This window comes from Paenibacillus terreus, from assembly GCF_042138595.1.
GTDB lineage: Bacteria > Bacillota > Bacilli > Paenibacillales > Paenibacillaceae > Paenibacillus > Paenibacillus terreus.
On sequence record NZ_JBHIRX010000028.1, the window covers coordinates 37,528 to 61,176 of the forward strand.

25 protein-coding genes and 2 pseudogenes are annotated in these 23,649 nt (G+C 52.3%); 16 read left to right on the plus strand and 11 right to left on the minus strand.

Annotated elements, in window-relative coordinates; all coding sequences use genetic code 11:
• The first annotated feature begins 11 nt into the window (after positions 1-11).
• Positions 12-752, plus strand: a complete 741-nt coding sequence (locus ACE5KN_RS29550) for a YheC/YheD family protein (RefSeq protein WP_375524190.1) — start codon at positions 12-14, stop codon at positions 750-752.
• A gap of 26 nt (positions 753-778) precedes the next feature.
• On the opposite strand, the gene ACE5KN_RS29555 is transcribed toward ACE5KN_RS29550, so the two are convergent.
• Positions 779-2,050 (minus strand): DNA polymerase IV, encoded by a 1,272-nt coding sequence (locus ACE5KN_RS29555; RefSeq protein WP_375524191.1) that lies wholly within the window; start codon positions 2,048-2,050, stop codon positions 779-781.
• Between the two features lie 215 nt (positions 2,051-2,265).
• Between ACE5KN_RS29555 and ACE5KN_RS29560 the strand changes: the two are divergent.
• A pseudogene (locus ACE5KN_RS29560) lies at positions 2,266-2,783 on the plus strand (NAD(P)H-dependent oxidoreductase).
• Between the two features lie 109 nt (positions 2,784-2,892).
• On the opposite strand, the pseudogene ACE5KN_RS29565 reads toward ACE5KN_RS29560, so the two are convergent.
• The 5 genes and pseudogenes from ACE5KN_RS29565 to ACE5KN_RS29585 form a co-directional block, all read right to left on the minus strand.
• A pseudogene (locus tag ACE5KN_RS29565) lies at positions 2,893-3,185 on the minus strand (spore coat protein).
• Between the two features lie 9 nt (positions 3,186-3,194).
• On the minus strand, positions 3,195-3,398 hold the full coding sequence (locus tag ACE5KN_RS29570) for a hypothetical protein (protein ID WP_375524192.1): 204 nt from the start codon (positions 3,396-3,398) through the stop codon (positions 3,195-3,197).
• 57 nt (positions 3,399-3,455) lie between these two features.
• Entirely contained in the window at positions 3,456-4,592 is a 1,137-nt protein-coding gene (locus ACE5KN_RS29575) for a zinc-dependent alcohol dehydrogenase (protein ID WP_375524193.1), read from the minus strand.
• Positions 4,593-4,607: 15 nt separating this feature from the next.
• Positions 4,608-4,973, minus strand: a complete 366-nt coding sequence (locus tag ACE5KN_RS29580; RefSeq protein WP_375524194.1) for a spore coat protein — start codon at positions 4,971-4,973, stop codon at positions 4,608-4,610.
• A gap of 17 nt (positions 4,974-4,990) precedes the next feature.
• Complete coding sequence (locus ACE5KN_RS29585) at positions 4,991-5,197, minus strand: spore coat protein (RefSeq protein ID WP_375524195.1); 207 nt, start codon at positions 5,195-5,197, stop codon at positions 4,991-4,993.
• A gap of 164 nt (positions 5,198-5,361) precedes the next feature.
• Between ACE5KN_RS29585 and ACE5KN_RS29590 the strand changes: the two genes are divergently transcribed.
• Complete coding sequence (locus tag ACE5KN_RS29590) at positions 5,362-6,462, plus strand: MerR family transcriptional regulator (protein WP_375524196.1); 1,101 nt, start codon at positions 5,362-5,364, stop codon at positions 6,460-6,462.
• 62 nt (positions 6,463-6,524) lie between these two features.
• On the plus strand, positions 6,525-7,817 hold the full coding sequence (locus ACE5KN_RS29595; RefSeq protein WP_375524197.1) for an amidohydrolase: 1,293 nt from the start codon (positions 6,525-6,527) through the stop codon (positions 7,815-7,817).
• Between the two features lie 62 nt (positions 7,818-7,879).
• Here ACE5KN_RS29595 and ACE5KN_RS29600 read toward each other — a convergent pair whose 3' ends face one another.
• A complete protein-coding gene (locus ACE5KN_RS29600; RefSeq protein WP_375524229.1) occupies positions 7,880-8,266 on the minus strand; it encodes a YhjD family protein in 387 nt (128 codons plus the stop codon).
• A 268-nt stretch (positions 8,267-8,534) separates the two neighbouring features.
• On the opposite strand from ACE5KN_RS29600, the gene ACE5KN_RS29605 reads away from it, so the two are divergent.
• Positions 8,535-9,449, plus strand: a complete 915-nt coding sequence (locus tag ACE5KN_RS29605) for a DMT family transporter (RefSeq protein ID WP_375524198.1) — start codon at positions 8,535-8,537, stop codon at positions 9,447-9,449.
• Between the two features lie 373 nt (positions 9,450-9,822).
• Positions 9,823-10,533: a YitT family protein gene (locus tag ACE5KN_RS29610; RefSeq protein WP_375524199.1), complete on the plus strand. Its 711-nt coding sequence runs from the start codon at positions 9,823-9,825 to the stop codon at positions 10,531-10,533.
• 57 nt (positions 10,534-10,590) lie between these two features.
• Here the strand turns inward: ACE5KN_RS29610 and ACE5KN_RS29615 are convergent, their stop codons facing one another.
• On the minus strand, positions 10,591-10,800 hold the full coding sequence (locus ACE5KN_RS29615; protein WP_375524200.1) for a DUF2188 domain-containing protein: 210 nt from the start codon (positions 10,798-10,800) through the stop codon (positions 10,591-10,593).
• Between the two features lie 221 nt (positions 10,801-11,021).
• On the opposite strand from ACE5KN_RS29615, the gene ACE5KN_RS29620 reads away from it, so the two are divergent.
• The gene (locus ACE5KN_RS29620; RefSeq protein WP_375524201.1) at positions 11,022-11,810 is read left to right on the plus strand and encodes a lipid II flippase Amj family protein; all 789 of its coding nucleotides are present in this window, start codon (positions 11,022-11,024) and stop codon (positions 11,808-11,810) included.
• Between the two features lie 97 nt (positions 11,811-11,907).
• On the opposite strand, the gene msrA is transcribed toward ACE5KN_RS29620, so the two are convergent.
• Entirely contained in the window at positions 11,908-12,897 is a 990-nt protein-coding gene (msrA, locus tag ACE5KN_RS29625; RefSeq protein ID WP_375524202.1) for a peptide-methionine (S)-S-oxide reductase MsrA, read from the minus strand.
• A 139-nt stretch (positions 12,898-13,036) separates the two neighbouring features.
• Positions 13,037-13,648: a TVP38/TMEM64 family protein gene (locus tag ACE5KN_RS29630; protein ID WP_375524203.1), complete on the minus strand. Its 612-nt coding sequence runs from the start codon at positions 13,646-13,648 to the stop codon at positions 13,037-13,039.
• 376 nt (positions 13,649-14,024) lie between these two features.
• Here ACE5KN_RS29630 and ACE5KN_RS29635 point away from each other — a divergent pair, with 376 nt between their 5' ends.
• The 3 genes from ACE5KN_RS29635 to yxiS all read left to right on the plus strand — a co-directional run bounded on the left by ACE5KN_RS29635 (position 14,025) and on the right by yxiS (position 16,193).
• The gene (locus ACE5KN_RS29635) at positions 14,025-14,726 is read left to right on the plus strand and encodes a TerC family protein (protein WP_375524204.1); all 702 of its coding nucleotides are present in this window, start codon (positions 14,025-14,027) and stop codon (positions 14,724-14,726) included.
• 186 nt (positions 14,727-14,912) lie between these two features.
• Positions 14,913-15,845: a Gfo/Idh/MocA family protein gene (locus ACE5KN_RS29640; RefSeq protein ID WP_375524205.1), complete on the plus strand. Its 933-nt coding sequence runs from the start codon at positions 14,913-14,915 to the stop codon at positions 15,843-15,845.
• Positions 15,846-15,875: 30 nt separating this feature from the next.
• Positions 15,876-16,193 (plus strand): protein YxiS, encoded by a 318-nt coding sequence (gene yxiS / locus ACE5KN_RS29645; RefSeq protein WP_375524206.1) that lies wholly within the window; start codon positions 15,876-15,878, stop codon positions 16,191-16,193.
• 310 nt (positions 16,194-16,503) lie between these two features.
• Here yxiS and ACE5KN_RS29650 read toward each other — a convergent pair whose 3' ends face one another.
• Positions 16,504-17,322, minus strand: a complete 819-nt coding sequence (locus ACE5KN_RS29650; RefSeq protein WP_375524207.1) for a helix-turn-helix domain-containing protein — start codon at positions 17,320-17,322, stop codon at positions 16,504-16,506.
• A 371-nt stretch (positions 17,323-17,693) separates the two neighbouring features.
• Between ACE5KN_RS29650 and ACE5KN_RS29655 the strand changes: the two genes are divergently transcribed.
• The 6 genes from ACE5KN_RS29655 (at position 17,694) to ACE5KN_RS29680 (ending at position 22,956) form a co-directional block, all read left to right on the plus strand.
• Positions 17,694-18,803, plus strand: coding sequence for a Gfo/Idh/MocA family protein (locus tag ACE5KN_RS29655; protein WP_375524208.1), 1,110 nt, complete (start codon positions 17,694-17,696; stop codon positions 18,801-18,803).
• 21 nt (positions 18,804-18,824) lie between these two features.
• Positions 18,825-19,592 carry a sugar phosphate isomerase/epimerase family protein gene (locus ACE5KN_RS29660; RefSeq protein WP_375524209.1) on the plus strand — a complete coding sequence of 256 codons (768 nt, stop codon included), beginning with the start codon at positions 18,825-18,827 and terminating at the stop codon, positions 19,590-19,592.
• On the plus strand, positions 19,585-20,667 hold the full coding sequence (locus ACE5KN_RS29665; protein ID WP_375524210.1) for a Gfo/Idh/MocA family protein: 1,083 nt from the start codon (positions 19,585-19,587) through the stop codon (positions 20,665-20,667). The genes ACE5KN_RS29660 and ACE5KN_RS29665 overlap by 8 nt, the downstream gene beginning before the upstream one ends.
• A gap of 63 nt (positions 20,668-20,730) precedes the next feature.
• Positions 20,731-21,699 carry a sugar phosphate isomerase/epimerase family protein gene (locus ACE5KN_RS29670; protein ID WP_355319488.1) on the plus strand — a complete coding sequence of 323 codons (969 nt, stop codon included), beginning with the start codon at positions 20,731-20,733 and terminating at the stop codon, positions 21,697-21,699.
• Between the two features lie 32 nt (positions 21,700-21,731).
• The gene (locus tag ACE5KN_RS29675; RefSeq protein WP_375524211.1) at positions 21,732-22,460 is read left to right on the plus strand and encodes a ThuA domain-containing protein; all 729 of its coding nucleotides are present in this window, start codon (positions 21,732-21,734) and stop codon (positions 22,458-22,460) included.
• 178 nt (positions 22,461-22,638) lie between these two features.
• Entirely contained in the window at positions 22,639-22,956 is a 318-nt protein-coding gene (locus ACE5KN_RS29680; protein ID WP_375524212.1) for a winged helix-turn-helix transcriptional regulator, read from the plus strand.
• The last annotated feature ends 693 nt before the right edge of the window (positions 22,957-23,649 follow it).

The following is a 23,649-nucleotide window of genomic DNA, read 5'->3' on the forward strand; positions in this document are numbered from 1 at the left end:
GGTGGGTTTCCATGGGAACGGTAGCCAAAAATAAATGGGTAAAGTATGTGTTTATGAAAAAGAGTACCGCCTTGTCGCCCTATTTACCGGAAACTAGGATGATGAGCCAGCAATCGCTTTGGGGTCTTCTGGAAAGACACCGGCATGTCATGGTTAAACCGGTTTGGGGGAGCCGCGGCAGGGGAGTTATTCAAGTTTCGGATCTGGGGCATGACAGGTATGCCATACATTATGAGAGCATGAAAACGGTGATACAGGGTAGAGAGAATACCTATCGTTATATTAAAAGTAAAACCGGATCTGCCCAATATATGGTTCAACAGAGAATTGACAGGCCGACGATACACAAACAGCCCTTTGATCTGAGAGTGATCGTGCAGCGGAAAAAGAATTCATCCAGGTGGACAGTGACGGGAAAGGTGATCAAAGTTGCAGGCAAAGGTTATATTGTTTCCAACAATACACGCAGCAGCGGAAAACTGCTTAAGTTTAATCCGGGTATAAAGAGTTCAACGATCAGCTACTTGCCAGCTGCCGCATTGGAAGCGGAAATAGATAAAGTTTCACTTCTTTCTGTCAGAAGATTAGAAGCGTTGTTCCCCGAACATCGTATTTATGGCCTGGATGTTGCAGCAGACAGGCAAGGGCGTGTTTCTATTATTGAAGCCAATCTTTTTCCGGCAATGTCCCATTTCCGCAAGCTGAAGGATGAAAAGACGTATCGCCGCATACTCTCCTATAAAAGAGGTTAAGAAAAAGCGACCACTTTATAAATGCTCTACTTATAATGTCCCCCGATCTTCAAAGATCTTTCCATGGCCTGCCCGGCGTGGGTAAGAGAGGAGGCTCTTACGATGGCCGCACTGCCGTAGCGTTCCTTGATGCTGTCCGTGGTTTTTTCCAGAGAGCGGGCCCGTTCCTCATCCTCAAAGAAGGAGAGCTGGTATGTCTCCGCATCCGTCAAGCCGCTCAGGCTGACGCCCAGGCGCCTTACCGGCATATGATTCCAGAACTTATAAAAAATCTCCTTCACGGTTTTGTAAACTTTATTCGTATTGTTGGTTGGATCGGGCAGCTTCATCTGGCGTGAAAATCCGGTCGGCGCTTCGTAGGGGCTGCACATGCAGCCGACGGTCACGACAGATCCCATATAGCCCTTGCGGCGGGTGTCGCGGCATACTTCCTCCGTGAGCTCCAGCAGAATGGTCTCGACCTCATTCGGCTCCAGATAGTCCTTGGGCAGGGTCATCATATGGCCGATCGATTTCTGCTGTGTGCTGAACGTATGCGGGGCGACAGGACTGTCGTCCAGACCGTTGGCCGTTCTCCACATGACTTCGGCCTGAATATCCGACTGCTTGCCAAAATGGGCGCGGAATTTGCGCTTCAGTTCCGGCAAGGGCGTTCTGGCGATATCCCCGATGGTGGTCATGCCAAGCTTCGCAAAATGGGCCGTCATGCGCGAGCCCACCCCGAACATTTTGTTGACCGGCTGCGGCCACAGCAGAGGTTCGATCTCGCTCCTGGGCAGGGTAAAGAGGCCGCTCTCGTTTTTCTTGGCCCAGATATCTGTTGCGATTTTGGCCAGGATCTTGTTGGAGCTGACGCCAATCCGCACCCATACCCCGGTCTGCAGCAGAACCTCTTGCTGAATCTTCCGGGCCATGGCCATAGGATCGCCGCCGAATATGTGCATGCTTTTGGACACATCCAGGAACTGCTCGTCTACGCTGAAAACCTCCACCAAGTCCGTATATTCCCTGTATATCTCGGTGATGCTGAGAGAAACATCAATATAGTATTTCATGCGGGGACGTACAACGACCAGATCAGGGCACTTCTTGAGCGCCTCGCCAAGACGTTCTGCGGTAGTTACGCCGTGTTTTTTTGCTATAGGACATGCTGCTAAAATAATCCCCGATCTGCGTGCGGGGTCTCCCGCCACAGCAAGCGGTTTATTTTCGTACTCCGGATGCGAAGCCTTTTCCACACTTGCGTAAAAGCTCTGACAATCCGCTAAAAAAATTGTCCGCTCATTTGTCTTAGCCATCTTGCTCCCTCCAACTCAAGGAAAGAATGCGAACGTGTGTTCCTATACATTATAGATCAAACATTTGTTCTGTATACAAGGTAATTGTTGGTTTCTAAAAATGAACAGCTATACCACTTGACTAAATACGCATATGTAACTAAAATGATGACATGTAACTAATAAAGTTACAATTGATTCGAATAATAATCACTACGAAAGAGGGCAGATTTTTAATGAAAACATTAGTTATTGTGGCGCATCCCCATTTGGAGCAATCCCGTATCAACAAACGGTGGGTCGAAGAGCTTCAAGGCAAGCCAAACGTGACCGTACATAATCTGTATGAGGAATATCCGTCCGAACAGATTGATGTGGAGCGAGAGCAGCAGCTGCTGGAAGAACATGACCGTATTGTTTTCCAATTCCCGTTTTATTGGTACAGCACGCCGCCACTTTTGAAAAAATGGGAGGATATGGTCCTGACTTATGGTTGGGAATTTGCGAGGGCGGAACAAAGCTGCACGGCAAAGAGCTGCAGTTGGCTGTTTCCACAGGCAGCCCGAAGGAAAACTATCAGCCTGAAGGCTTGACCAAATATACAATGGAGGAGCTCTTAAGACCTTTGGAAGCCACCAGTAACCTGATTGGCACCAAGCTCAAGCCATACTTTATTTTAAATGGCATCAGAACGGTAACGGACGGGGAGCTTGAAGCTTCAGCAAAGGAATATGCGAAGGTCGTGACAGAGTAATCATCCATTTTAATAGAGCGGGTATTGGCGGGAACCAGTCCCCCGATATCCGCTCTTTTTGTCATTGCCATGCTTTATAGAAAAAATGATGTAATGGCTGACCTGCCGTTTACGGCAGATTTAACGCGGTCTCCGCGTACTTCAATCCAGCCGCAGCTGCTCATTTACGCTGTACGGATGATAGAAGCCCCTCTTCATCATATAGTTCGTAATCTGCTCATGAGTCGTAATGGCTTCTTCCAGCTGCCGGCGCAGTATCGCTTTGATTTCCGGGGTGGCGCACTCGGTAACGGCTGCCGCATAATTTCTGATTCCCGCCTTGGCGGTGATCAGAAAGTCGCCGGCGATCACCTGATCGGTCATATCGCCCATGCCTGTTAAATTTTTTATGATCGAGTTCATAGGTTCCTCCTATTGCAGCCTGGAAGACAGAATGCCGGACAGCTCCTGAAGCTGTCGGGTGGCAAGCTGCACATCCTGCTGCAAAATTTGCTTGAGTTCCGGGTCTGCGGCAAGCATCTGCATCGTCTTGGATTTGGTCATGCACAGGCTTTTGAATACCGTCATTTCATGAACTTCAAGCGTTTCGTGAAGACCATAGGTCGGATACTGCATAAAAAATACCTCCTTCATCCCGTGGATGCCGATACTGAATTTACACAGATTTTGACGCTAAGGTTTGAGCACCACTTTGATGCAGTTGTCCGTTTTTGTATCAAATATTTCGTAACCCCGCTTAGCCTCATCGAGGGGCAGGACATGTGTAATAATATCGCCGGGATCCACTTTGCCGGAGGAAACCAGCTCATACATATGCGGCATGTAGTGAATGACGGGAGCCTGTCCTGTACGCAGATTGACGTTGCGCTGAAAAATATCACCAAGCGGGAACGCATTGTATCTCGTCCCGTAAACGCCTGTAATTTGAATGGTTCCTCCCTTGCGCACCGCCTGCGCCGCGGCGACCAAAGCGCCCATGGCTCCTCCCTGGAGCTTGAGTCCTGTCGCCAGAAATTCCATCGGCGTCATTTTTCCGTCCATTCCCACGCAGTCAATGACGATATCCGCGCCGCCCTTGGTCATTTCTTTCAGATGGCTGCCGATGTTATCTTCTTTTTCAAAATTGACGGTTTCAACCTTATTATGTTTATGTGCATGTTCCAGACGGTAATCAATGTAATCCACCGCAATTACGCGTTTGGCCCCTTTGAGCCATGCGAATTTCTGGGCCAGCAGACCGACGGGGCCGCAGCCCATTACAATTACCGTATCCCCTTCCTTGACGCCGGCATTGTCCACGCTCCAGAAGGCGGTCGTCATGGCGTCAGCGATCAGCACCAGCTTTTCATCCTCCACCTCACTGTCCTCGGGAATTTTGAAGGAGGTAAAGTTGGCGTAAGGCACACGCATATATTCGGCCTGTCCGCCCGGATATCCGCCTGTCGTCTCCGAGTAGCCGAAATAAGCGCCCATATCGCCGTTAGCATTGGAATTATCGCATTGGCTTTCCAGGTGATTTTTGCAGTAATAGCATTCTCCGCAGCTGATGTTAAACGGGATAATGACCCGGTCGCCCTTCTTCAGCTTGGAGACAGCTGACCCCACTTCTTCAACAATGCCCAGCGGTTCGTGGCCAATGATGTAATTTGTCGGCAGATTTGGAATCATCCCGTGGATGAGATGAAGGTCTGAGCCGCAAATGGCCGTGGAGGTCAATTTGACAATCATATCATCCGGTTTGACGATGGTGGGGGCTTCGACTTCCTTGACCTGCACGTTCTTAATTCCTTGGTAGGTGACGGCCTTCATTCAAATTCCTCTTTCTCATTTATTGGGTGTGGCAAAATTGCCCAGCCGGTCTGTGTCCCTCGGATACAGCTGCATGTCGGCAATTTGGGTGATCATGTCTGCGGCTTTCTCGTCCAGCTGCACCTGCTGGCTGAGCTCATACGGATTGAGCCATTCGTTTTTGATCATGAGACCCGCGATTTCTTCATGCAGATTGATAGCCTGGGTAAGCTGCTTGCGCAGTACGGCCCTGACTTCGGGCGATGCTGTTTCGGACAGGGCGTAGGCGCAATTGCGCACGCTGTTTTTGGCTGCCAGCAGAAAATCTATCGCAAACAGGCTGTCTGCCATATGCGGCATGCCTTCCGCCTGGATCGGGTCCAAATCATCCTTTTGCTTCATGCTCAGGTTTCCTCCATTTAATGTATAGGGGCGTGTTCGTACAGAGCCTGCAATTCACGGATGTCCAGCAGGGACTGCTGAATGTCCTTTTCCATTAATGCTTTCAGCTCGTTATCGAACACAATGCCCTGCATCAGCTTCGTTTTCGCCAGACAGACGGTTTTAAAGTTCAGCATTTCATGAATTTCCAGCGATTCATGAGGCGCCAGACGTTGTTCTTGCATTCGTTTCACCTCCTGTCAAAATTGGCGGCAAGTGCTTGATCCCGGCTATTTTTCCTCGTGGCTGCAGCAGCTATGCACTTCCGGGCGAAAAACTCTTTTGTCATGCTTACCTTAACGCTGCGTCAATGTTCTATAATATATGGACAAGGAAAGGGGAGCGGAGCATGCAGGGAATGAAAATTAACGAGCTGGCCCGCCAGCTGAATATATCCGCGCGGGCGATCCGGTTTTATGAGGAAAAAGGGATGATCCGGCCCGGCAAGGACCCGGGAAACGGCTACCGGCTGTTCAGCCAGCGGGATGCGCTGCGTCTGCGCATCATTGTGACGCTGCGTGAATTCGGCATGGGGGTGGGAGAGGTTAAAAGGCTGCTGGAGCTGCTGGATCGCGGACTGCGTGAGGAGGCGGTCTATGCGCTAGAGCAGCAGCGCTCCGCCATGTTTGACCGCTGGATGGAAGGCAAGCGCAATCTGGATGCGGCTGATTTTATGATCCGGCAGCTCCAGGAAGAACGCGGTCCCGAATGGGAGGATCTGTTCGAGCTGGCTGGAGGCCTGAAGCGGCGCCGCCAGCTGCGCGACGGCTGGCGGGACGCATGGGATTTCGACAGCCGCGCCGCCGTGCATGACGAGCTGGTCAAGGGTACGGACAGCAGCGGGGGACGGCACCCGGCCTATACGACGACGCTGCGGATGATGGTGGAACGCGTGCTTCCCGCCCCGGGAGAGCGGGGGCTGGATGCCGGTACCGGTACGGGCAACCTGGCAGGCTTGTTTGCGGAGGCCGGCGCTTTCATGGCCGGGATCGACCAGTCCATGGAGATGCTGAAGCAGTGCCGCCGCAAATTCCCGCAGGTGGAGACGAGATTGGGCAATCTGCTGTCCATTCCTTATATGGATGGCAGCTTCGACTTTGTGGCGAGCAGCTATGCGCTGCGCCATCTGACGCACGAGCAGAAGCAGGTAGCGCTATCCGAAATGAAGCGGGTGCTGAAGCCTCACGGCCGAATCTGCATCGCGGATTTGATGTATGGGGAAGAGGGCAGTCCGGGAGACGGGCTGCCGGAGATAGATGCGGCCGGCACTGTGACCGATTCCTTGGACATGTCCGTATATTATGCACATTGTCGGGAGCTGCTGGAATGGTTCGGGCGGAACGGTTATTTGGCGGCAGTCCACCATATCAGCGGGGCTGTGCACATGATTTACGCGGTTCCCGTGCAGCGCGGGCCGCTGCCTGCAGAGGCAGGCGAGTTTCAGACTTGACCTTCACGCAGGGACATCCTGTAGCCTGTCGGTGTAAACCAAACACGACAGGAGGCTGTTTTATGTCAGCAATCAAAATCAAGGGTGCGACGATCTTCACCATGGTCCGGGGGGAGGCGCCGTATGAGGGAGATATTTTCATTAGGGACAGCCGCATTGCAAGCATAGGCCCGTCCATTGCCGAAGAGGCAGAGGAGACGCTGGACGGCCGCGGCATGCTCGCCATGCCCGGGCTCGTGAATGCCCATCAGCATTCACCCATGAGCCTGCTGCGGGCCTTCAGCGATGATCTGAAGCTGATGGACTGGCTGGAACGAAAAATGCTGCCCGCGGAAAACCGCATGACCCCGGAGGATATTTATTGGGGCGCGAAGCTGGGCATCGCGGAAATGATCAAATCCGGCACCACCGCTTTTGCGGATATGTATATTCATATGAACGAGATTGCCGAAGCGGTAAAGGAGACGGGAATCCGCGCTTCCCTCACCCGCGGTGTCATCGGGCTTGAAGACGACGGAGGACGGAGAATGGGGGAAGCGGCCGACCTGATCGACCGCTGGCACGGGCAGGCGGACGGCAGAATCACAACGATGGTAGGGCCGCATGCGCCTTATACCTGTCCTCCGCATTTTATGAAAGAAGCGCTTGCGCTGGCCGCAGACAAGGGTGTGCCCGTACATACCCATCTTGCGGAAACGGTGGAGGAGACTGCGAAAATCCGCGAGAAATATAACCGCACTCCAACCGAGTATTTGGCCGATACGGGGCTGCTGTCCCACGACCATATCCTTCTTGCCCATGGCGTTCATTTAACGCCGGAAGACATCAAGCTGCTGGGCGGAATCAAGGGGGGAATGGCCCATAACCCGGTCAGCAACCTGAAGCTGGCCTGCGGCATTGCGCCTGTAGCGGAGCTGCTGAAGCAGGGCACAACGGTTGGACTCGGTACGGACGGGGCGGGCAGCGCAACAACGCTTGATATGTTCGAGGAAATCAAGGCCACCGCCTGGCTGCAGAAGCTGCGGTCCGGCAATCCCGCTTCGTTTACGGCAGGAGAAGCATTGGCCATGGCAACGGCCGGCGGGGCCGAGCTGCTCGGGCTGCGTGGAGAGATCGGCACGCTGGAGGCAGGCAAAAAGGCGGATATCATTCTGATCGACCTGCGCAAGCCGCATTTGCAGCCTGTTCATCATGCCGAGTCGCTGCTTGCCTACAGTGTGGGCGGAGCCGATGTGGACACCACAATTGTTAATGGGTGTATTTTGATGCAGGGCCGGCGGCTGCTGACGATGGATGAAGAGGAAATTTTGCGTGAGACGGCTGTTCGTGCCCGACGGATTACGGCAGGAATTTGACCTGCCAAGCTCCCGCTACGGCGGGAGGGATGCTTGCAAGCAAGGCGCGGGTGGAGGGCGGTTCACTCCGTCAGGGTCAGGTCAAGGCCAAGGAATGCCCCCAGCTCCCGCCGCACCTCGCTTCTGGCAAAGGAAGGGAGCATAAAGAGGCGTCGGTGATAGCCGCGGCAGACATAGAGCGCCTCAAGCCCTTTCCGGCTGCGGTTTTCCTCATAGACCTTGATGCCGCTGCGTCTCATTTGCCTTTTGACATCGGCCAGCTGTTGGGTGATGCGCCGCTGAACGTCGGACAGGCTGAGAATATATAAATCAGGCATTTTCAGCGGGGCTTGCCGCAGCTGGCGAATATCCCTTTCCAGCACATCGAGCGCGAGGGTATGAAGCACGTAGCTCTTCACGAGCCGCGAATCTTCCTCTGAGGGAACAGGGGGGGATACGGTCGGTTCCATACGTTCTTCCACTTCCTTCTTGACAGTAAAACTTGGGATGCTTCAAGCGAGAGAACACATGTTCCTAGCATTCCCCATCATAAATCCATTGATACCATAAGGCAACGGATATTATCTGGAAGTCATATAAAGGCTTTTTCCTTTGCGGGAATGAGCCTTTTTTATTGGACAGGGGTTTTCACAACGGCAGAAAAGGAGTATTCTTTTAGTCTTGAGGATACTGTACAAAGGGATACATATTTAAAAATCAGGGAAAGAAGGAATGCCGTTGTCTCGTTCATTGTACACAGCTCTGATTCTGCTCAGTCTGATTTGGGGAGGCTCCTTCCTGTTTATTAAGGTGCTGCTGCAGCATGATCTCGGCCCGTGGACGATTGCCAGTCTGCGTTCCTTATTCGGTCTGGTATTCATCCTGCTCGTTATGCTGGTTCTGCGCAAGCCTTTTTCCTTCAAGCAAATATCATGGGGCGGGGCTGTCATTGTATCACTGGTGAATATGGCCCTCCCCTGGGGACTGATCGCATTCAGCGAAACCCGGCTGACCAGCAGCATGGCCTCGGTGCTGAACGCCACAACACCAATCTGGACGATGCTGGTCGGGCTGCTGTTTTTCGGGGCTGCCTTCACCCGGATGCAGTGGACGGGGATGCTGATAGCTTTTGCAGGCATTATTGTACTGCTCGGCATTAATCCCGTTACTATGATTTCGGTGGACCCGGTCGGCTTTGTCTGCATGCTGGCGGCCACGCTTTGCTACGGGTTTGGGACGCAGCTGTCCAGACGCCTGCTCGGCGGGCTCAGCATGTATCAAATGACTTTTGCGACGCTTGCCGGCGCCGCTGTAGGGAGCGGGCTCGTCGCTGTCTTTACGGAACAGGCGCCCGTCCTGACAGAGCCCGCCGTTATCGGCTCCTTTATCGGACTTGGCGTCCTCGGCTCGGGGGTGGCTTATATTTTGTTCAACTATATGATTATGAAGGGAAGTCCGGAGTTTGCAACCTCGGTAACCTATCTCGTTCCGGCGAGCGCTATGGTCTGGGGATATACACTGCTGGGCGAGCATATCGGGTGGAATCTGCTTGCAGGGCTGGTTCTGATTCTTGGCGGCGTGTTTGCGGCAAACCGCAAAATAGGAACAAATCCCGGGAAGAAAGCAAGCAAAAGGGCCGATCTTCGATCATAATGCCGCCTGGGGCCGCATATTAATCAAGATGTGCGGAAATATCCGCACAAGCAAGCTGTTTGGCACATGGCGCTGTGTGGTATAATAGATTAGGAGGAGCCGTTCATCGGCATGCGGGAACCGTTCCTTCAAACCAAAATAGAAAGGATCAGGATACCATGAGTCCCCGAAGGATGATTCCCCAAAGGACGATTTGGAAACGTTATGATCTATCCTATACTTAGCTCTTCCGTAAGTGTACGTCGGTGACCGACTACTGCGGAAGAGGGGATTATAATGCGAAGGACCAAGTCCTCCAGGCGAATGTTGCGCCCGAGCTTCCGTGAGTACCGGTTGATGATAAACCAACTTGCGAGAAACCGGGGGAGCCTGTATGAGGATAACGAACAAGAAGAAGCTTTTTAACAGAACGGCGGAACAAACAGCTGTCATGCTGCTTGGAACCTGCATTCTGGCATTTGCCTATTATCATATTAACTTTGCGAATCATTTGTCTGAGGGCGGTTTCGTAGGGCTGGCCCTGCTGGGCAAGTACGCATTCGGACTGTCGCCGGCATGGAGTGTGCTGCTGCTTGATATACCGGTTCTGATCGTCGCCTGGATGGTCAAGGGCTGGCGCTTTGGGGCCCGCGCACTGGTGGGGGCGGCTGCGTTCTCCATATTTTACAGCGGCTTTGAATGGCTTTCACCGCCGTTAATGAATTTGCGGGACAATCTGGCTGTTGCTTCCGTGCTGTCCGGGGTGTTGACCGGGCTGGGTGCAGGCATCGTTATGCGCAGCGGTGGAGCTACAGGCGGAGACGATATTCTGTCCATTATGATCAGTGAGCGGAAGGGCTGGAAGCTGGGCAGCGTATTTTTTGTAAGCGACTGTATCGTGCTGCTGCTGTCTCTCTTTTATTTGCCTTTCAAAGAAACGATGTATACCATTTTTGCGGTATGGATTGCCGGCCAAATGATTACGCTGACCGTTGGATTCAGGCTCAAGTCTGCTGCCAAGGCCAATATCAAGGCTAAGGGGAAGGGCCAGCCTGCCGCCGGTACGGCATTGACCAGAGTACAAAGCGTACGGCAATCATCATGATAAAATGTCTAAAAACCGTCCGGTAATTCATGCCGAACGGTTTTTTGGCGTTGTTTATCAATCACGGTGCTTTGAGGTTTTCGTCTTTCCATCACTGGAAGGATGGTTGTCGGCCCATTCCTCCGCCTGCGAGGTTGCAATGGCGATGGCCCGCCCTTCCTCGTAGCCGTCCCGCAGCAGCGCATTGGCAATTTCCACTGCTTTCTCGCGGACGCGCTCGTCCAGATTTTTCATGGATGGGGGATAATCATTTTTACTCCAAGGCATTCAAGATACCTCCTTTGTCATGCTGAGTATTTAATATCTATTACCCCTGCCGGACATCCCCAAACGGAAGAACAGAAACATGGATACTGTCAATTACCCTGGTGTCCCTTGCAGAAGAGGCAGGAAGACATCAAGGAAAGAAAAGGATATAATCGATAGGGTAAAAAACACGGATCGTGGAATGTAAAGGATTGAAACGGGAAGAGGAGGTGTGGAATTAAATGCTCGTGCTTGCGTGTACGCTTTTGTTCACCATGATCATTCATACGACGGACAGCCTGTCTTATGCACTGCGGCTGGGAGGCCTGCGGGCGCGTCGTATCGGATTGGCGTTAACAGTGGCAGGGATGCTGCTGCTTGTATCGCGAACCTCGAATATGATTCAGGGACCGATGCTGGGCAGCATAGCGGATCAGGCCAGACTGACAGCACAGGACCCGCTGGAATGGAAGCTTCATGCCATCCTGGGGGCCGCGACGATCGGGACGCTGCTTGCGGTCCTGCTGTTTCCGGCTGTGGTCCGGATTTCGGCAAGGCTCGTTGTGCATCTGGAAGCCGCCGGATCGGTCGGCGGCATGATCAGACGGCTCGTGCAGCAGGCGCGCTGGAGACATATTGGATATTATGTCAAGCGGCCCAACCGTACCATGGTCCACACTCTGCTTCGCGGTTCCTTTCCGAAGCGGCTTGTGTTGTTGAACCTGCTCGTTACTGCGGTGTATACAGTAGGCGTTCTGGCGGCTGTATATGCCTCGTATTTGTGGCCGGAGCACGCGACATCCATGTCGATGTCTTCCGGTTTGATCAACGGCGGCGCCACCATTCTGCTGACGTTGCTGATTGATCCGCGGCTGGCGCTCCTGTCGGAGCGCGCAGTGAGAGGGGATTTGCGACTGGAAGGCATGAGCCGGATTTACGGCTGGATGCTGCTGTCCCGACTGGGCGGCACGCTGCTGGCACAGCTGCTGCTGGTGCCGTTTGCGTACTGGATCGGCTGGGTTATCGGATAACGGTACTCGTAGAAATGAAGAAGAAAAAGGTCGAGAATCAGGAAAACTAGTTCCTGTTCTCGACCTCTTTTGTAACCCTTGATGATAAACAAGCGCTTTACCGGGATTCCTGACCGTCCTCAAACAGGTAGGCGTACTCGCCGTATCCTTCCTTGACGAGATCCTCCTTCGGCACGAAACGCAAGGCCGCGGAATTAATGCAATAGCGCAGCCCGTCAGGTCCCGGCCCGTCGTCAAACACATGCCCCAGGTGCGAGTCGGCCTCACGGCTGCGGACCTCGGTGCGGATCATGAAATGGCTCAGATCGGTCTTCTCCTTAATGCTGTAGCTTCGAAGCGGACGGGTAAAACTTGGCCAGCCACAGCCTGCATCGTACTTGTCGCGCGAGCTGAATAGCGGTTCGCCGGAGACGATGTCAACGTAAATGCCGTCCTCATTATGATCCCAGAACTCATTTTGGAACGGTCGCTCGGTCGCATTGTTTTGCGTCACCTCATACTGCAGTGGGGTTAGCCGCGATTTCAGGTCGGATTTGTTGAAGTTGCCGGACCAATGTTGTTCGATGAAATCTTCCCGTCCGGAGCCTTTACGGTACCGTTTATAATGGCCGGGGTTTTTCTTGTGATAATCCTGATGATACTCTTCCGCTTCATAGAACGTCGAGGCTGGAAGAATAGGGGTGACAATCGGCTTGTCAAAGCGTCCGCTCTTGCCAAGCGCTTCTTTGGAGGCTTCGGCCTTTACGCGCTGCTCCTCATTGTGGTAAAAGATCGCCGTTTTGTAGGATTCGCCGCGGTCATGGAACTGCCCGCCCGCGTCGGTCGGGTCGATTTGCTGCCAAAACAGCTCCAGCAGCTTCTCATATGGGAAAATTTGCGGATCAAACGTAATCTGCACAGCCTCCACGTGACCCGTTGTATCGGAGCACACTTCTTCATAAGTAGGATTTTCTTTATGTCCGCCTGTGTAGCCGGAACGCACCTTCTTAATGCCGGGAAGTTCCTCAAAGGGGGAAACCATGCACCAGAAACACCCTCCTGCAAAGGTAGCGAGCTCTGTCTGTTTTGGATTTTTGATGCTGTCCATATCGTCACTCCATTCCAATGGGATGTAATTAATTTAATCAATGTGATTTCAATCGTTTGCAATTAAATTATAATCTACTTTGTTGCGGAGGCCAACTGGTAAAGAAAATGGAAGCCAACCGGTTGTAACGGCCAGTGCGTTAACGGTCAGTACCGGCTTTGAACCGGCTTAGCCATAATACAGCCCCCGCAAGCGCCGTATAGGCAGTGAACAGCAGCACTCCGGCCAGCGGTCTGTCTGTCAGCAGGCTGCCTGCGTACGCATAAACGAAAATGCCGGGCAGCTTGCCGATGCCTGTTGCGAGCATAAAAGCCCGGAACGGGAAGCCCGCGACGCCTGCATAGATATTGACGGCCGCCTGCGGAATGACAGGCATCAGGCGGGCGGCCAGCACGGCAGCGAACGGACGGCGCTCCAAGGCCGACGTAAAAGAGTGCAGGGCAGGGATGCGTTCCAGATAAGCTTTGCCCCGTTCGCGGAAAAGAGAGTTTGCAGCCCAGTAAACGGCCGCCGCCGCGAGTGTTGTACCAGCCCAGCATATGGCGGCCGCCTGCCATGCCCCAATGAGGTAGGCTGCGGTCGTAATGACCAGTTTGTACGGAACGAAGGGAATGAGCGCGAACCCGAAGGCCAGGCCTAAAAGCACGGGAAAGGAGCCGTGCTGCCGGGTCCATTCCAGCAAATCATATCTGTACATAAACACGAAGCCGAACAGCGAAACATAGGCCGCAATGGCAATCCATTTTTTCATTGAATAACCTTTCAGGCAGGACTACAGCGTACAGGAACCCCCGTTCATGCAGGGAAGTCCAATTCTGAACATTTTTGTGTTCACTTCTTTGAAAATGTATGCTATACTTGCCATTAATAAGAATAGTTCCCAAAGGGGAGTAGCTCTAAGCGGTAAAGTCGTCATTACGGGATTGTTTCCCCGGCTTTATTGGCAACGCCTGCGTTGTAGCGAGACCTTTGCCTGATTTCTTTTTCAATTCGGGTGAAGGTCTTTTTTGGTGCCTAAATCAGGAAAGCGCCGTTCCGAATTGAAAAGGAATGGGCGCTTTTTTGTGCATGAATGCGGGCAACTATGTCAATTATACCAAATTAAACAGAGAAAGTGGGGAAACGGGATGGATTTTTTCGGCGTGGAATTTTGGATGGCGCTGCTGTCAATCGTTGTTATCGATCTCGTGCTTGCGGGGGACAATGCCATTGTCATCGGACTGGCGGCACGGAATGTAAAGAAGGAGGACCAGAAGAAGGTCATCTTCTGGGGGACTGTCGGGGCCGTCGTCATCCGTGTAATTGCAACTCTGTTGGTTACGTATCTGCTCATGATCCCGGGGCTTCGTTTAATCGGAGGGCTGCTGCTTGTCTGGATCGCTTATAAGCTGCTGGTGGAGGATAAAAAGCACGAAATCTCGGCAGGCAACCAGATGTGGGCTGCGATCCGCACCATTATCATCGCAGATGCGATGATGGGACTGGATAATGTGCTTGCGGTGGCAGGTGCCGCTCATGGCGACATGTTCCTTGTTATTCTGGGCCTCGCCATTTCCGTTCCGATCATGGTATGGGGAAGCACGATCATTCTGAAACTGACAGACCGTTTTCCGATGGTCATCGCGATTGGAGCGGCTGTGCTTGCATACACCGCAGCCAAAATGATTGTGGCTGAGCCAATGATTCACTCCTGGTTCTTTAACCCTGTATTAAAATACGGTTTTGAGCTGATCGTTGTGGCGGCGGTCGTGCTGCTCGGCTGGCAGGTGAAAAAGAAGAAGGAGAAGCAGGCCGCTGCCCATCCGAAGCAAGTCAAAATGTACGAATAAATCAGGTCTATTTCCAAAAATGAAACATGCACAGCCTTAAGACGGTTCCGAATCTGGAGCCGTCTTTTTGCGGAAAAGATGCCCGGCAAAGGGCGTATCTGCCGAATGGAATTGCCCTCGGACCCCGCAGACGGTACACTGTAACGTAGAAAGCCAAGGCCTTAAAAGAGAAATGGGGAAGCAGGGATGAGCGAGATGGAGAAAATTAAAATAGCGGTCGCCGGACTGGGGGATATCGCCCGCAAGGTGTATCTGCCTTTGCTGTCTGCCCATGATGGCGTGGAAGTCGTGGGCATACACAGCCGGTCTCCAGAGCCGGTGCGGCAGATGCTGCAAAAATACCGGTTCCAACAGGGGACGACGGATTTGAAGGAGCTGCTAAGCTGGGAACCGGACGCCGTATTTATTCACAGCGCGACAGAAGCCCACTACGATATGGTTATGGCATGCATTGAACAAGGAAAGGCCGTATATGTGGACAAGCCGCTCTCTTATCATTTGCGGGAGTCTGTGGAAATGGCTGCCTTTGCGGAAGCGCAGGGAGTTCTGCTGGCTGTGGGCTTTAACCGCCGCTTTGCTCCGCAATACGTTCAGGCCAAGTCATGGCTTGAGGAAGCCGGCGGCTTCAGTCACTGCTCTGCAGTAAAGCACCGTACGGGACTGCAGCAGCGGCCGGCGCGGGAAACGGTGTATGATGACTTGATCCATATGCTGGATCTTCTGCTTTGGCTGGGCAGGGACAGCCATGAGCTGCTGCAGGCAAGCCTGGACCAGGACAGCGAAGGGCGAATGACCCGTGCGTTCGGCACGCTGAGGATCGGAGAAGCAGCGGGAACATTCAGCATGGACAGACAGGCGGGCGTTGATTACGAAAGAGTGGAGCTGCACGGCAGCGGCCGCTCGGCCGAAATCACGCAGATGGAGCAGGCCGTGCTGTACGAGAAAGGACGGCTGCCGCAGACAGGCGGCTTCGGCAGCTGGGATACGATTCTGCAGCGGCGAGGCTTTGCAGGTGCGGTTGACCATTTTCTGCACAACATCGCTACACCGGAGCAATGCAGCATCCGGGCCGGAGAGGTTTTGGAAGCGCATGAATTGGCCGAACGGCTGCTCGGATAAATAGAAAGATCAGCAGGGAGAGAAGCAGAAATGAATGAGAGAAATCGTCCGCAATCGGTGGAGGACATGGTGGTCGAAAGCTACAGGCAGGAAGAGGACATGATGATCCTTGTATTTGCCCAGTGGTGTGTCAATGAAGGATTGGACCCGCTGGAGCTGTACAGGCAGGCTTACCCGGAGCAGGAGCAGAATGAGCGGCTGCTGCGGGTGCTGGAGCTGACAGTGCCGAAGGAAGAAGCGGGGCCGATCCCGGATGATACGGTGCTCGGCGTCCTGTCCATGTTCGGAAATGACGATCTTGCGATGGTCGTCTCGGAACGTATTCAGGAAAAGTCCAGGAAAAGATAGATCAGCCGTATATAATAAAGCGTATGAGGTTACTGTACCAAATGGGACAGGCTGTCATACGCTTTTTTATCATGACATAAGAATAATATCAGAGCGAGTTCAAAAAGTTGGCTTTTCAGCACCGAGAAGATTGGATGAAGATAGGGACTGAGGAACGGAGCGTACATGGGGTACGTGAGCACCTGAAATGTTTCCGCAGGAAACATGCTTCGGAAGCATCTACTTAGTCCCGGCTGAATTCAAGATTCGATGTCGAATCCGCTTCCTGACTTACTTCGTGATCAAAAGACGACTTTTTGAACCACCTCTATCAGAGCTGCTCTCTGTGGATGCTGCGGAACTCCTTGGGCGACATTCTGAACCGGGAGCGGAAAACGCGGTGAAAATACGTATAGTTGGCGAACCCGGAGGATTCGGCCGCCTGCTCCAGCGACATGGGACTGAAAATGATGCGCTCCCGCGCCATGTTGAGCCGGACGTCAAGCGTATACTGCATAATGCTCGTTCCGAATGTTTCCTTGAAAAGATGAACGGCGCGCGATACGCTGATGCCGATATGGGCGGCGACATCCTCAAGCTTGAAGGCGGAAGAGGCATTCTCTTCAATATAGTTCTTGATTTGGTAGGCGAGATAGCTTTGATGGGACGATGCCGGGTGCTCCGCGAGAAGCCTGTCGATTTCCAGGCAAAGAATTTTCATATAATATTCCGAAATTTCCGGGTACGGATTGGATATGCGGCGCTGCTCCATGACGATCTGGCGGAATAATCCCAGCAGCGACTCTGTAAGCTGGACTTTGATTTTGGTTGGCCGCTTATGGCGGTCCCACCATTCATCCACCCACGCTCCCGCAAAAAAGATATGGTAATCGCCGCTTTCGATCGTTTGCTCACCCATAGGATTGAGCTCGGAGTCGATTTTCAATTCGTAAGGCTCAATCGGATTAAACAGCAGTAGATCCCCTGGCTCGATTTTTACCATTTCGTCACCGATGCGGGCCCGGCATCTTCCATCCGTCTGCAGGCGGAAAAGATAATTTTTGATTCCTTCCGGCTGATTTTGATAAAAGGGCTTGCGGTGAAAAGAGAACCCTGCGGTCAAAACCTGACACGGTTCAGTGGTGGACATATGCTACGTCTCCTTACTAATCAAATTCTTCTACAATTATCAGAGGTAGTTCAAAAAGTCATCTTTTGATCACGAAGTAAATCAGGAAGCGGACTCGACATCGAATCTTGAATTCAGCCGGTCCTTCCGGTGCTCACGTACCCTAAGTACGCTCCGCTCCTCAGTCCCAGTTTCATCCAATCTTCTCGGTGCTGAAAACCTGACTTTTTGAACACGCACTATAACGTCTGAACCAGCGTAAAAGTTTTTTAAATAATGACCAGATTGTTCATGTTTTAATCATATTATTCATTTTAATTGAAACGGATTAGGAATACTATAACAACTAGATTGAACCTGTTTTTAATCGCAGCTTAAGGAGTGAGCGTATCGTGGAGAAAGTTAAGGCAGGTATTATCGGGTGCGGTAATATCAGTGCCGTGTATCTGGCGAACCTCAAGAAAAGCCCATTGATTGAAGTTGTGGCGGTAGCTGACTTGCTGGCAGATCGCGCAGAAGAAAGGGCGAATCAATTTGGTATTGGAAGCGTATACACAGTAGATGAGCTCATTCACAGCGAGGAAATCGAATTGGTGTTCAACCTGACGGTACCCGGCAGTCATGCCCTGACCGATCTGGCGGTTCTGGAAGCCGGCAAACATGTATATAGTGAAAAGCCGCTTGCAGTATCGTTGGAGGACGGGAAGAAGGTCGTCGATCTGGCCAGTGAGAAGGGGCTCAGAGTGGGCTGTGCGCCCGATACCTTCCTGGGAGCCGGCATTCAGACGGCAAGATATGCGATCAAGGAAGGCTTGATCGGCCAGCCGATTGCCGCCACCGCCTTCTTCATGGGCAGAGGTCCGGAATGGTGGCATCATGATCCGGAGTTTTTCTATGCCTCCGGAGGCGGTCCGATGTTCGATATGGGACCTTATTATTTGACCGCTCTCGTTAATTTGCTGGGCCCGATCCGGCGCATCAGCGCATCGGCCGGAATCCAGATTCCGGACCGCAAGATTCACAGCGGACCGAAGAGCGGAACCCTGTTGCAGGTACAGACACCAACGCATCTGTCCGGCACGCTGGATTTTGTAAATGGAGCTATTGCAACCATGATTACGAGCTTCGACATCCGGGGAGCCTCCGATCTCCCGCGGATTGAAATATATGGTACCGAGGGGACGCTAAGTGTCCCTGACCCTAATGAATTCAATGGTGAGGTCAGATTGCGAAAATTCGGCGAGGAAGAGTGGCAGACCGTTGAACCCCTGTTCGAATGCTCAAGCAATGAGCGGGGGCTGGGAGCGGGCGAGATGATCACGGCCATGCGGGCAGGCCGGGCCCATCGCGCCAGCGCGGAGCTGGGTTACCATGTACTCGAAGCTATGCATGCGTTCCAGCGTTCATCTATGGAGGGCAAACATATCATTCTGGAGAGCGCATACGAGCCCGATGAAGAGCTGTACTACGGAACGGAAGTAATGCCTGTGGAACAATCATAACGATGCGGGAGGATGCAGAAAATGGCAAAAGTAGGCTTGCAGCTGTACACAGTAAGGGATCAGCTTGAACAGGATTTTGAAGGAACGATCCGTCAGGTAGCCGCGCTCGGCTACCAGGGAGTGGAGTTTCATGCCTTCTTCGGCCGCAGCGCGGAGGAAGTCAAGGCTCTGCTTGACGAGTTGGGGCTTGAGGTCGTTGGGACGCATATCGGCTATCAAAGGCTGGTGGATCATCTGGATGAGGAAATTGCTTATCATAAGGCCATCGGCAACAAATATTTGATCGTCCCTTACCTGACTGAAGAGCAAAGACAGTGGGGGGATATTTTTGACAACCTGGCCAAAATCGGGACTGCCGTCAAAGAAGCTGGCCTCGTGCTCTGCTACCATAACCATGATTTCGAACTGACGGAGAAGCTTAACGGCAAGCCTGTTTTTGACGCTATGTTCGAGAGTGTGCCGGCTGATCTTCTTCAAGTGGAAATGGATACCTGCTGGGTACATTACGGAGGATACGATCCCGTTGAATATATAGAACGATACGCCGGACGTCTACCACTTGTTCATCTGAAGGATATGAGCAGGGATGGAGACGGCAAAGCCGTTACCGTAGAGCTCGGCAAGGGTGAAGTCAATCTGTCCGCCATCGCTGATGCGGCTGTCGAAGCGGACGTGGAATGGGTTATCGTGGAGCAGGATTTCTGTGCCAATCCTCCAATTCAAAGCATCGAAACAAGCATACAATGGATTAAGGAATACACTAACCAGGGAGGGCAACTAAATGTCTAATACAGTAAAAATCGCAATTGTCGGATGCGGAGGCATCGCAAACGGCAAACATATGCCAAGCTTGGCCAAACAAGCAAACGCCGAAATGATCGCATTCTGTGACATTATTAAAGAGCGTGCCGAGAAGGCTGCCGCTGAGTACGGCGCCGAAGGCGCAAAAGTGTATGACGATTATAATGAAATGCTGAAGGATGGCGGCTTTGACGTGGTTCATGTCTGCACACCGAATGATTCCCACTCCGAAATTACGGTCGCAGCACTCGAAGCTGGCAATCACGTCATGTGCGAAAAGCCGATGGCCAAAACGACCGCACAGGCCCGCGAAATGCTGGAGGCTGCCAAGCGGACGGGCAAAAAGCTGTCCATTGCCTATCAAAACCGGTACCGCGATGACAGCCTGTATTTAAAGGACATGGTTGAAAACGGCGATCTGGGTGAAATCTATTACGGCAAAGCCATCGCTCTCCGCCGCCGTGCCGTGCCTACCTGGGGCGTATTTCTGGACGAAGAGAAGCAGGGTGGCGGACCGCTGATTGATATCGGCACTCATGCGCTGGATCTGACGCTGTGGCTGATGGACAATTACAAACCGAAGAGCGTCATGGGCTCCACGTTCCACAAGCTCGGGCAGCGTCAAAACGCGGCCAACGCCTTTGGTCCGTGGGATCCGGAGCAGTTCAAGGTCGAGGATTCCGCCTTTGGTTTCATTACGATGGAGAACGGTGCAACCATCGTGCTGGAATCCAGCTGGGCGCTCAACGTATCCGAGTTCGGCGAAGCCAAGACGCTGCTCTGCGGAACGGAAGGCGGAGCGGATATGAAGGATGGGCTGCGTATTAATGGCGAGAAGAACAGCAGACTGTATGAGACCAAGATCGATCTCGGAGCTGGAGGCGTGGCCTTCTATTCCGGTGAAAAGGAGACGGAGGCCGACCGCGAGGCCCGCTTGTGGCTGGAAGCCGTGCAGAACGATACCGAGCCGCTGGTGAAACCGGAGCAGGCCCTTGTTGTTACTGAAATTCTGGAGGCCATTTACGAGTCGGCCCGGACAGGAAAAGCCGTGTACTTTGAGTAATGCAGTCCTGTTTGTTACAAATTAAACAGCATATACCGATATATGTACGAGGAGGAATAAGGCATGAAGCTCGGAGTATTTATGGTTTTGTTCGGCGACAGATCTCTGGAGGAGGCGCTTGATTTTGTGGCCTCCAGAGGAGTAAAGGCCGTCGAGATCGGCACGGGCGGCAATCCGGGTAACAAGCACTGCAGGCCCGCTGAGCTGCTGGAGAATGAAACGGCGCTCAAAAACTTCAAGCAGGCGGTGGAATCCCGCGGCCTGATCATCAGCGCATTGAGCTGCCACGGCAACCCGCTGCATCCGCAGAAGAAGCTGGCGCAGGCGGATCACGAGGATTTTATCAATTCCGTACTGCTGGCGGAGAAGCTGGAGGTGCCTGTGGTCAACACCTTCTCCGGCTGTCCGGGAGACCATGAGGATGCCAAGTATCCGAACTGGCCGGTGGCCCCATGGCCGAATGATTATCAGGAAATCCTGAAATGGCAGTGGGAGAACAAGGTCATCCCTTATTGGACGGAAACGGGCAAATTTGCGGCTGACCACAACGTGAAAGTTGGCCTTGAGCTGCACGGCGGCTTCTCGGTGCATACGCCGGCAACCCTGCTGCGTCTGCGCGAGGCTGCGGGTGAAGTGATCGGCGCCAATCTGGATCCGAGCCATATGTGGTGGCAGGGAATCGATCCGGTACAGGCGGTTCACATTTTGGGCCGTGAAAATGCCATTCACCATTTCCATGCCAAGGATACGACGATTGATCCGGTAAATGTAAATAAATACGGTTTGACAGATATGCAGGATTATACGAAAATGCTTGACCGCGCATGGCAGTTCCGGACTGTGGGATACGGTCATGACATGAAAACATGGGCGGATATTTTAAGCGCACTGCGCCTGGTCGGTTATGATTATGTAGTAAGTATTGAGCACGAAGACGGACTGATGTCCATTGAAGAAGGCTTTACTAAGGCTGTCCAAAATCTTCAGCCCATCATTATGGATGAACCATTGGGAGATATGTGGTGGGTATAAGTGGGTTTTAAACAATTAGGGGGAACAAGCTTATGATCAACGTCACCATCTGGAACGAATATGTGCACGAAAAAATTCACGATGAGGTTAAAGCGGTATATCCGGACGGACTGCACAAGGCGATTGCCGACGGACTGGCCGGTGAGAGCTTTGCCATCCGGACCGCCACGCTTGACGAGCCTGAGCACGGACTGACTGACGAGGTGCTGAATACGACGGATGTACTGATCTGGTGGGGGCATATGGCCCATGAGCGTGTCAGTGATGAAATTACAGCCAAGGTCGTTCGGCGCGTCCAGCAAGGCATGGGATTCATCGTCCTGCATTCGGGACATTTTTCCAAACCGTTCAAAGCATTAATGGGAACCAGCTGTGACCTGAAATGGAGGGAAGCGGGAGAGCAGGAAATCATCTGGTGTGTGAATCCCTCCCATCCGATTGCAGAAGGAATTGATTCCAAAATCGTGCTGGACCATGAAGAAATGTATGGTGAATTTTTCGATATTCCAACTCCGGATGAGCTGGTGTTTGTAAGTAACTTTGAGGGCGGAGAAGTGTTCCGCAGCGGCTGCACGTTCCGCCGGGGAAGCGGCAAGATCTTCTACTTCCGTCCCGGCCACGAAACGTATCCAACATACTACAAGCCGGAGGTTCTGAAAGTGATCTCCAACGCGGTAAAATGGGCATATCCGGCGCATAACGCACAGCCCGTATTTGGGATGTCCCAGCCGGTGCGTCCTTTCAAAGAAATTCTGGTCTAAGCAGACGAAGCAATTATGGCGGAGCCCTTAAGGGGCCCGCCTGTTTTTTTTCTATACAAATTTGGGGGTAACGTCGAAAATACTTGCAACTCCTTTTAATTGCTCATAAAATATGCTAACATGATATATACTAACAAAATGAAAGTATAGGATACGGACCTGCAAAGAGGTGAAAATAATGGAGGGTCAACAGCAAGGAATGTGCCCAAGGTTTGAAACGGCATTTTCTTTTTTGGGAAAACGGTGGAACGGACTTATCATCCAGTCCTTAATGAGCGGGCCGAAAAGGTTCAAGGATATCTCCAATCTGATTCCGTCCATGAGCGACAAGATGCTGTCGGAACGGATGAAGGATTTGGAGAGCGAGGGCATCCTGATAAGGCATGTTTATCCGGAAACTCCGGTACGCATTGAGTATGAACTGACACCCAAGGGACACGCGCTTCGTCCGGCTATGGAGCAAATTCAGGCCTGGGCGGAGGAATGGGTTGAATAGTCTAAATTAAATAGCGTAACACAACGAAGAGCCTGCCAAGGGCTCTTTTTTGATTGTTAAGAAGTCCGGCTCCTTTGAGTTGCGTATGTAGAAATTTTTCTTATAATTTCAGAATTCATAACTCAACTTTCGCAGCATGAAACCGGCAAACAGGCCTTGATGTAACTGGGCAAAACAGGGATCCACTGCTGGAGTTGAAGCTGAATCAAAGCAGACAGCTTTTTTCTAGCTTTTTTGGAAGAAGGGGATTTGCCCCGCTCAGAGTCTAGTATGCAGAGTGAGACGGGTGTCTACAGGGTATGGTGTTGGGTATCTGGTGTTTGGTGTCCGTTACCTGATACCAGATACCTGATACTTGTTGTTTGTTGCCTGATGCCTGATGCCTGATGCCTGATGCCTGTTGCCTCTTCATACAGCTTTGCATGATTATCCCGTTTGCTCAGAATGGGTTGAGGTGAGTCTAGGGGAAGGAATAAAGAGATAAGAAAAAAAGAGGCAGCTCAAGTGGGATATTCGGCTTGAAACAGGAACATACGTTTGATATAATGAAGAAAAGAACACACGTTCGTACATTATTGATTCGGGGGCGAGCAGACATGGAAGTCCAAGCGGAAACAGAACTTCAATCCTTTAGCAGTCGTTATCATAACGAGCAGGACTGCATGGAGGCATTGATCGCGATGAAGTGGCCGA

Excerpts from the sequence above, each read along its gene's own strand:
- yxiS (WP_375524206.1), top strand. The coding sequence starts at position 15,876 with ATGAATGAGAGAAATCGTCCGCAATCGGTGGAGGACATGGTGGTCGAA.
- ACE5KN_RS29630 (WP_375524203.1), bottom strand. The coding sequence starts at position 13,648 with ATGAAAAAATGGATTGCCATTGCGGCCTATGTTTCGCTGTTCGGCTTC.
- ACE5KN_RS29570 (WP_375524192.1), bottom strand. The coding sequence starts at position 3,398 with ATGCAGTATCCGACCTATGGTCTTCACGAAACGCTTGAAGTTCATGAA.
- msrA (WP_375524202.1), bottom strand. The coding sequence starts at position 12,897 with ATGGACAGCATCAAAAATCCAAAACAGACAGAGCTCGCTACCTTTGCA.
- ACE5KN_RS29665 (WP_375524210.1), top strand. The coding sequence starts at position 19,585 with ATGTCTAATACAGTAAAAATCGCAATTGTCGGATGCGGAGGCATCGCA.
- ACE5KN_RS29660 (WP_375524209.1), top strand. The coding sequence starts at position 18,825 with ATGGCAAAAGTAGGCTTGCAGCTGTACACAGTAAGGGATCAGCTTGAA.
- ACE5KN_RS29595 (WP_375524197.1), top strand. The coding sequence starts at position 6,525 with ATGTCAGCAATCAAAATCAAGGGTGCGACGATCTTCACCATGGTCCGG.
- ACE5KN_RS29610 (WP_375524199.1), top strand. The coding sequence starts at position 9,823 with ATGAGGATAACGAACAAGAAGAAGCTTTTTAACAGAACGGCGGAACAA.
- ACE5KN_RS29575 (WP_375524193.1), bottom strand. The coding sequence starts at position 4,592 with ATGAAGGCCGTCACCTACCAAGGAATTAAGAACGTGCAGGTCAAGGAA.
- ACE5KN_RS29600 (WP_375524229.1), bottom strand. The coding sequence starts at position 8,266 with ATGGAACCGACCGTATCCCCCCCTGTTCCCTCAGAGGAAGATTCGCGG.
- ACE5KN_RS29680 (WP_375524212.1), top strand. The coding sequence starts at position 22,639 with ATGGAGGGTCAACAGCAAGGAATGTGCCCAAGGTTTGAAACGGCATTT.
- ACE5KN_RS29585 (WP_375524195.1), bottom strand. The coding sequence starts at position 5,197 with ATGCAAGAACAACGTCTGGCGCCTCATGAATCGCTGGAAATTCATGAA.
- ACE5KN_RS29620 (WP_375524201.1), top strand. The coding sequence starts at position 11,022 with ATGCTCGTGCTTGCGTGTACGCTTTTGTTCACCATGATCATTCATACG.
- ACE5KN_RS29580 (WP_375524194.1), bottom strand. The coding sequence starts at position 4,973 with ATGAAGCAAAAGGATGATTTGGACCCGATCCAGGCGGAAGGCATGCCG.
- ACE5KN_RS29590 (WP_375524196.1), top strand. The coding sequence starts at position 5,362 with ATGCAGGGAATGAAAATTAACGAGCTGGCCCGCCAGCTGAATATATCC.
- ACE5KN_RS29675 (WP_375524211.1), top strand. The coding sequence starts at position 21,732 with ATGATCAACGTCACCATCTGGAACGAATATGTGCACGAAAAAATTCAC.
- ACE5KN_RS29615 (WP_375524200.1), bottom strand. The coding sequence starts at position 10,800 with ATGCCTTGGAGTAAAAATGATTATCCCCCATCCATGAAAAATCTGGAC.
- ACE5KN_RS29555 (WP_375524191.1), bottom strand. The coding sequence starts at position 2,050 with ATGGCTAAGACAAATGAGCGGACAATTTTTTTAGCGGATTGTCAGAGC.
- ACE5KN_RS29670 (WP_355319488.1), top strand. The coding sequence starts at position 20,731 with ATGAAGCTCGGAGTATTTATGGTTTTGTTCGGCGACAGATCTCTGGAG.
- ACE5KN_RS29635 (WP_375524204.1), top strand. The coding sequence starts at position 14,025 with ATGGATTTTTTCGGCGTGGAATTTTGGATGGCGCTGCTGTCAATCGTT.
- ACE5KN_RS29650 (WP_375524207.1), bottom strand. The coding sequence starts at position 17,322 with ATGTCCACCACTGAACCGTGTCAGGTTTTGACCGCAGGGTTCTCTTTT.
- ACE5KN_RS29550 (WP_375524190.1), top strand. The coding sequence starts at position 12 with ATGGGAACGGTAGCCAAAAATAAATGGGTAAAGTATGTGTTTATGAAA.
- ACE5KN_RS29640 (WP_375524205.1), top strand. The coding sequence starts at position 14,913 with ATGAGCGAGATGGAGAAAATTAAAATAGCGGTCGCCGGACTGGGGGAT.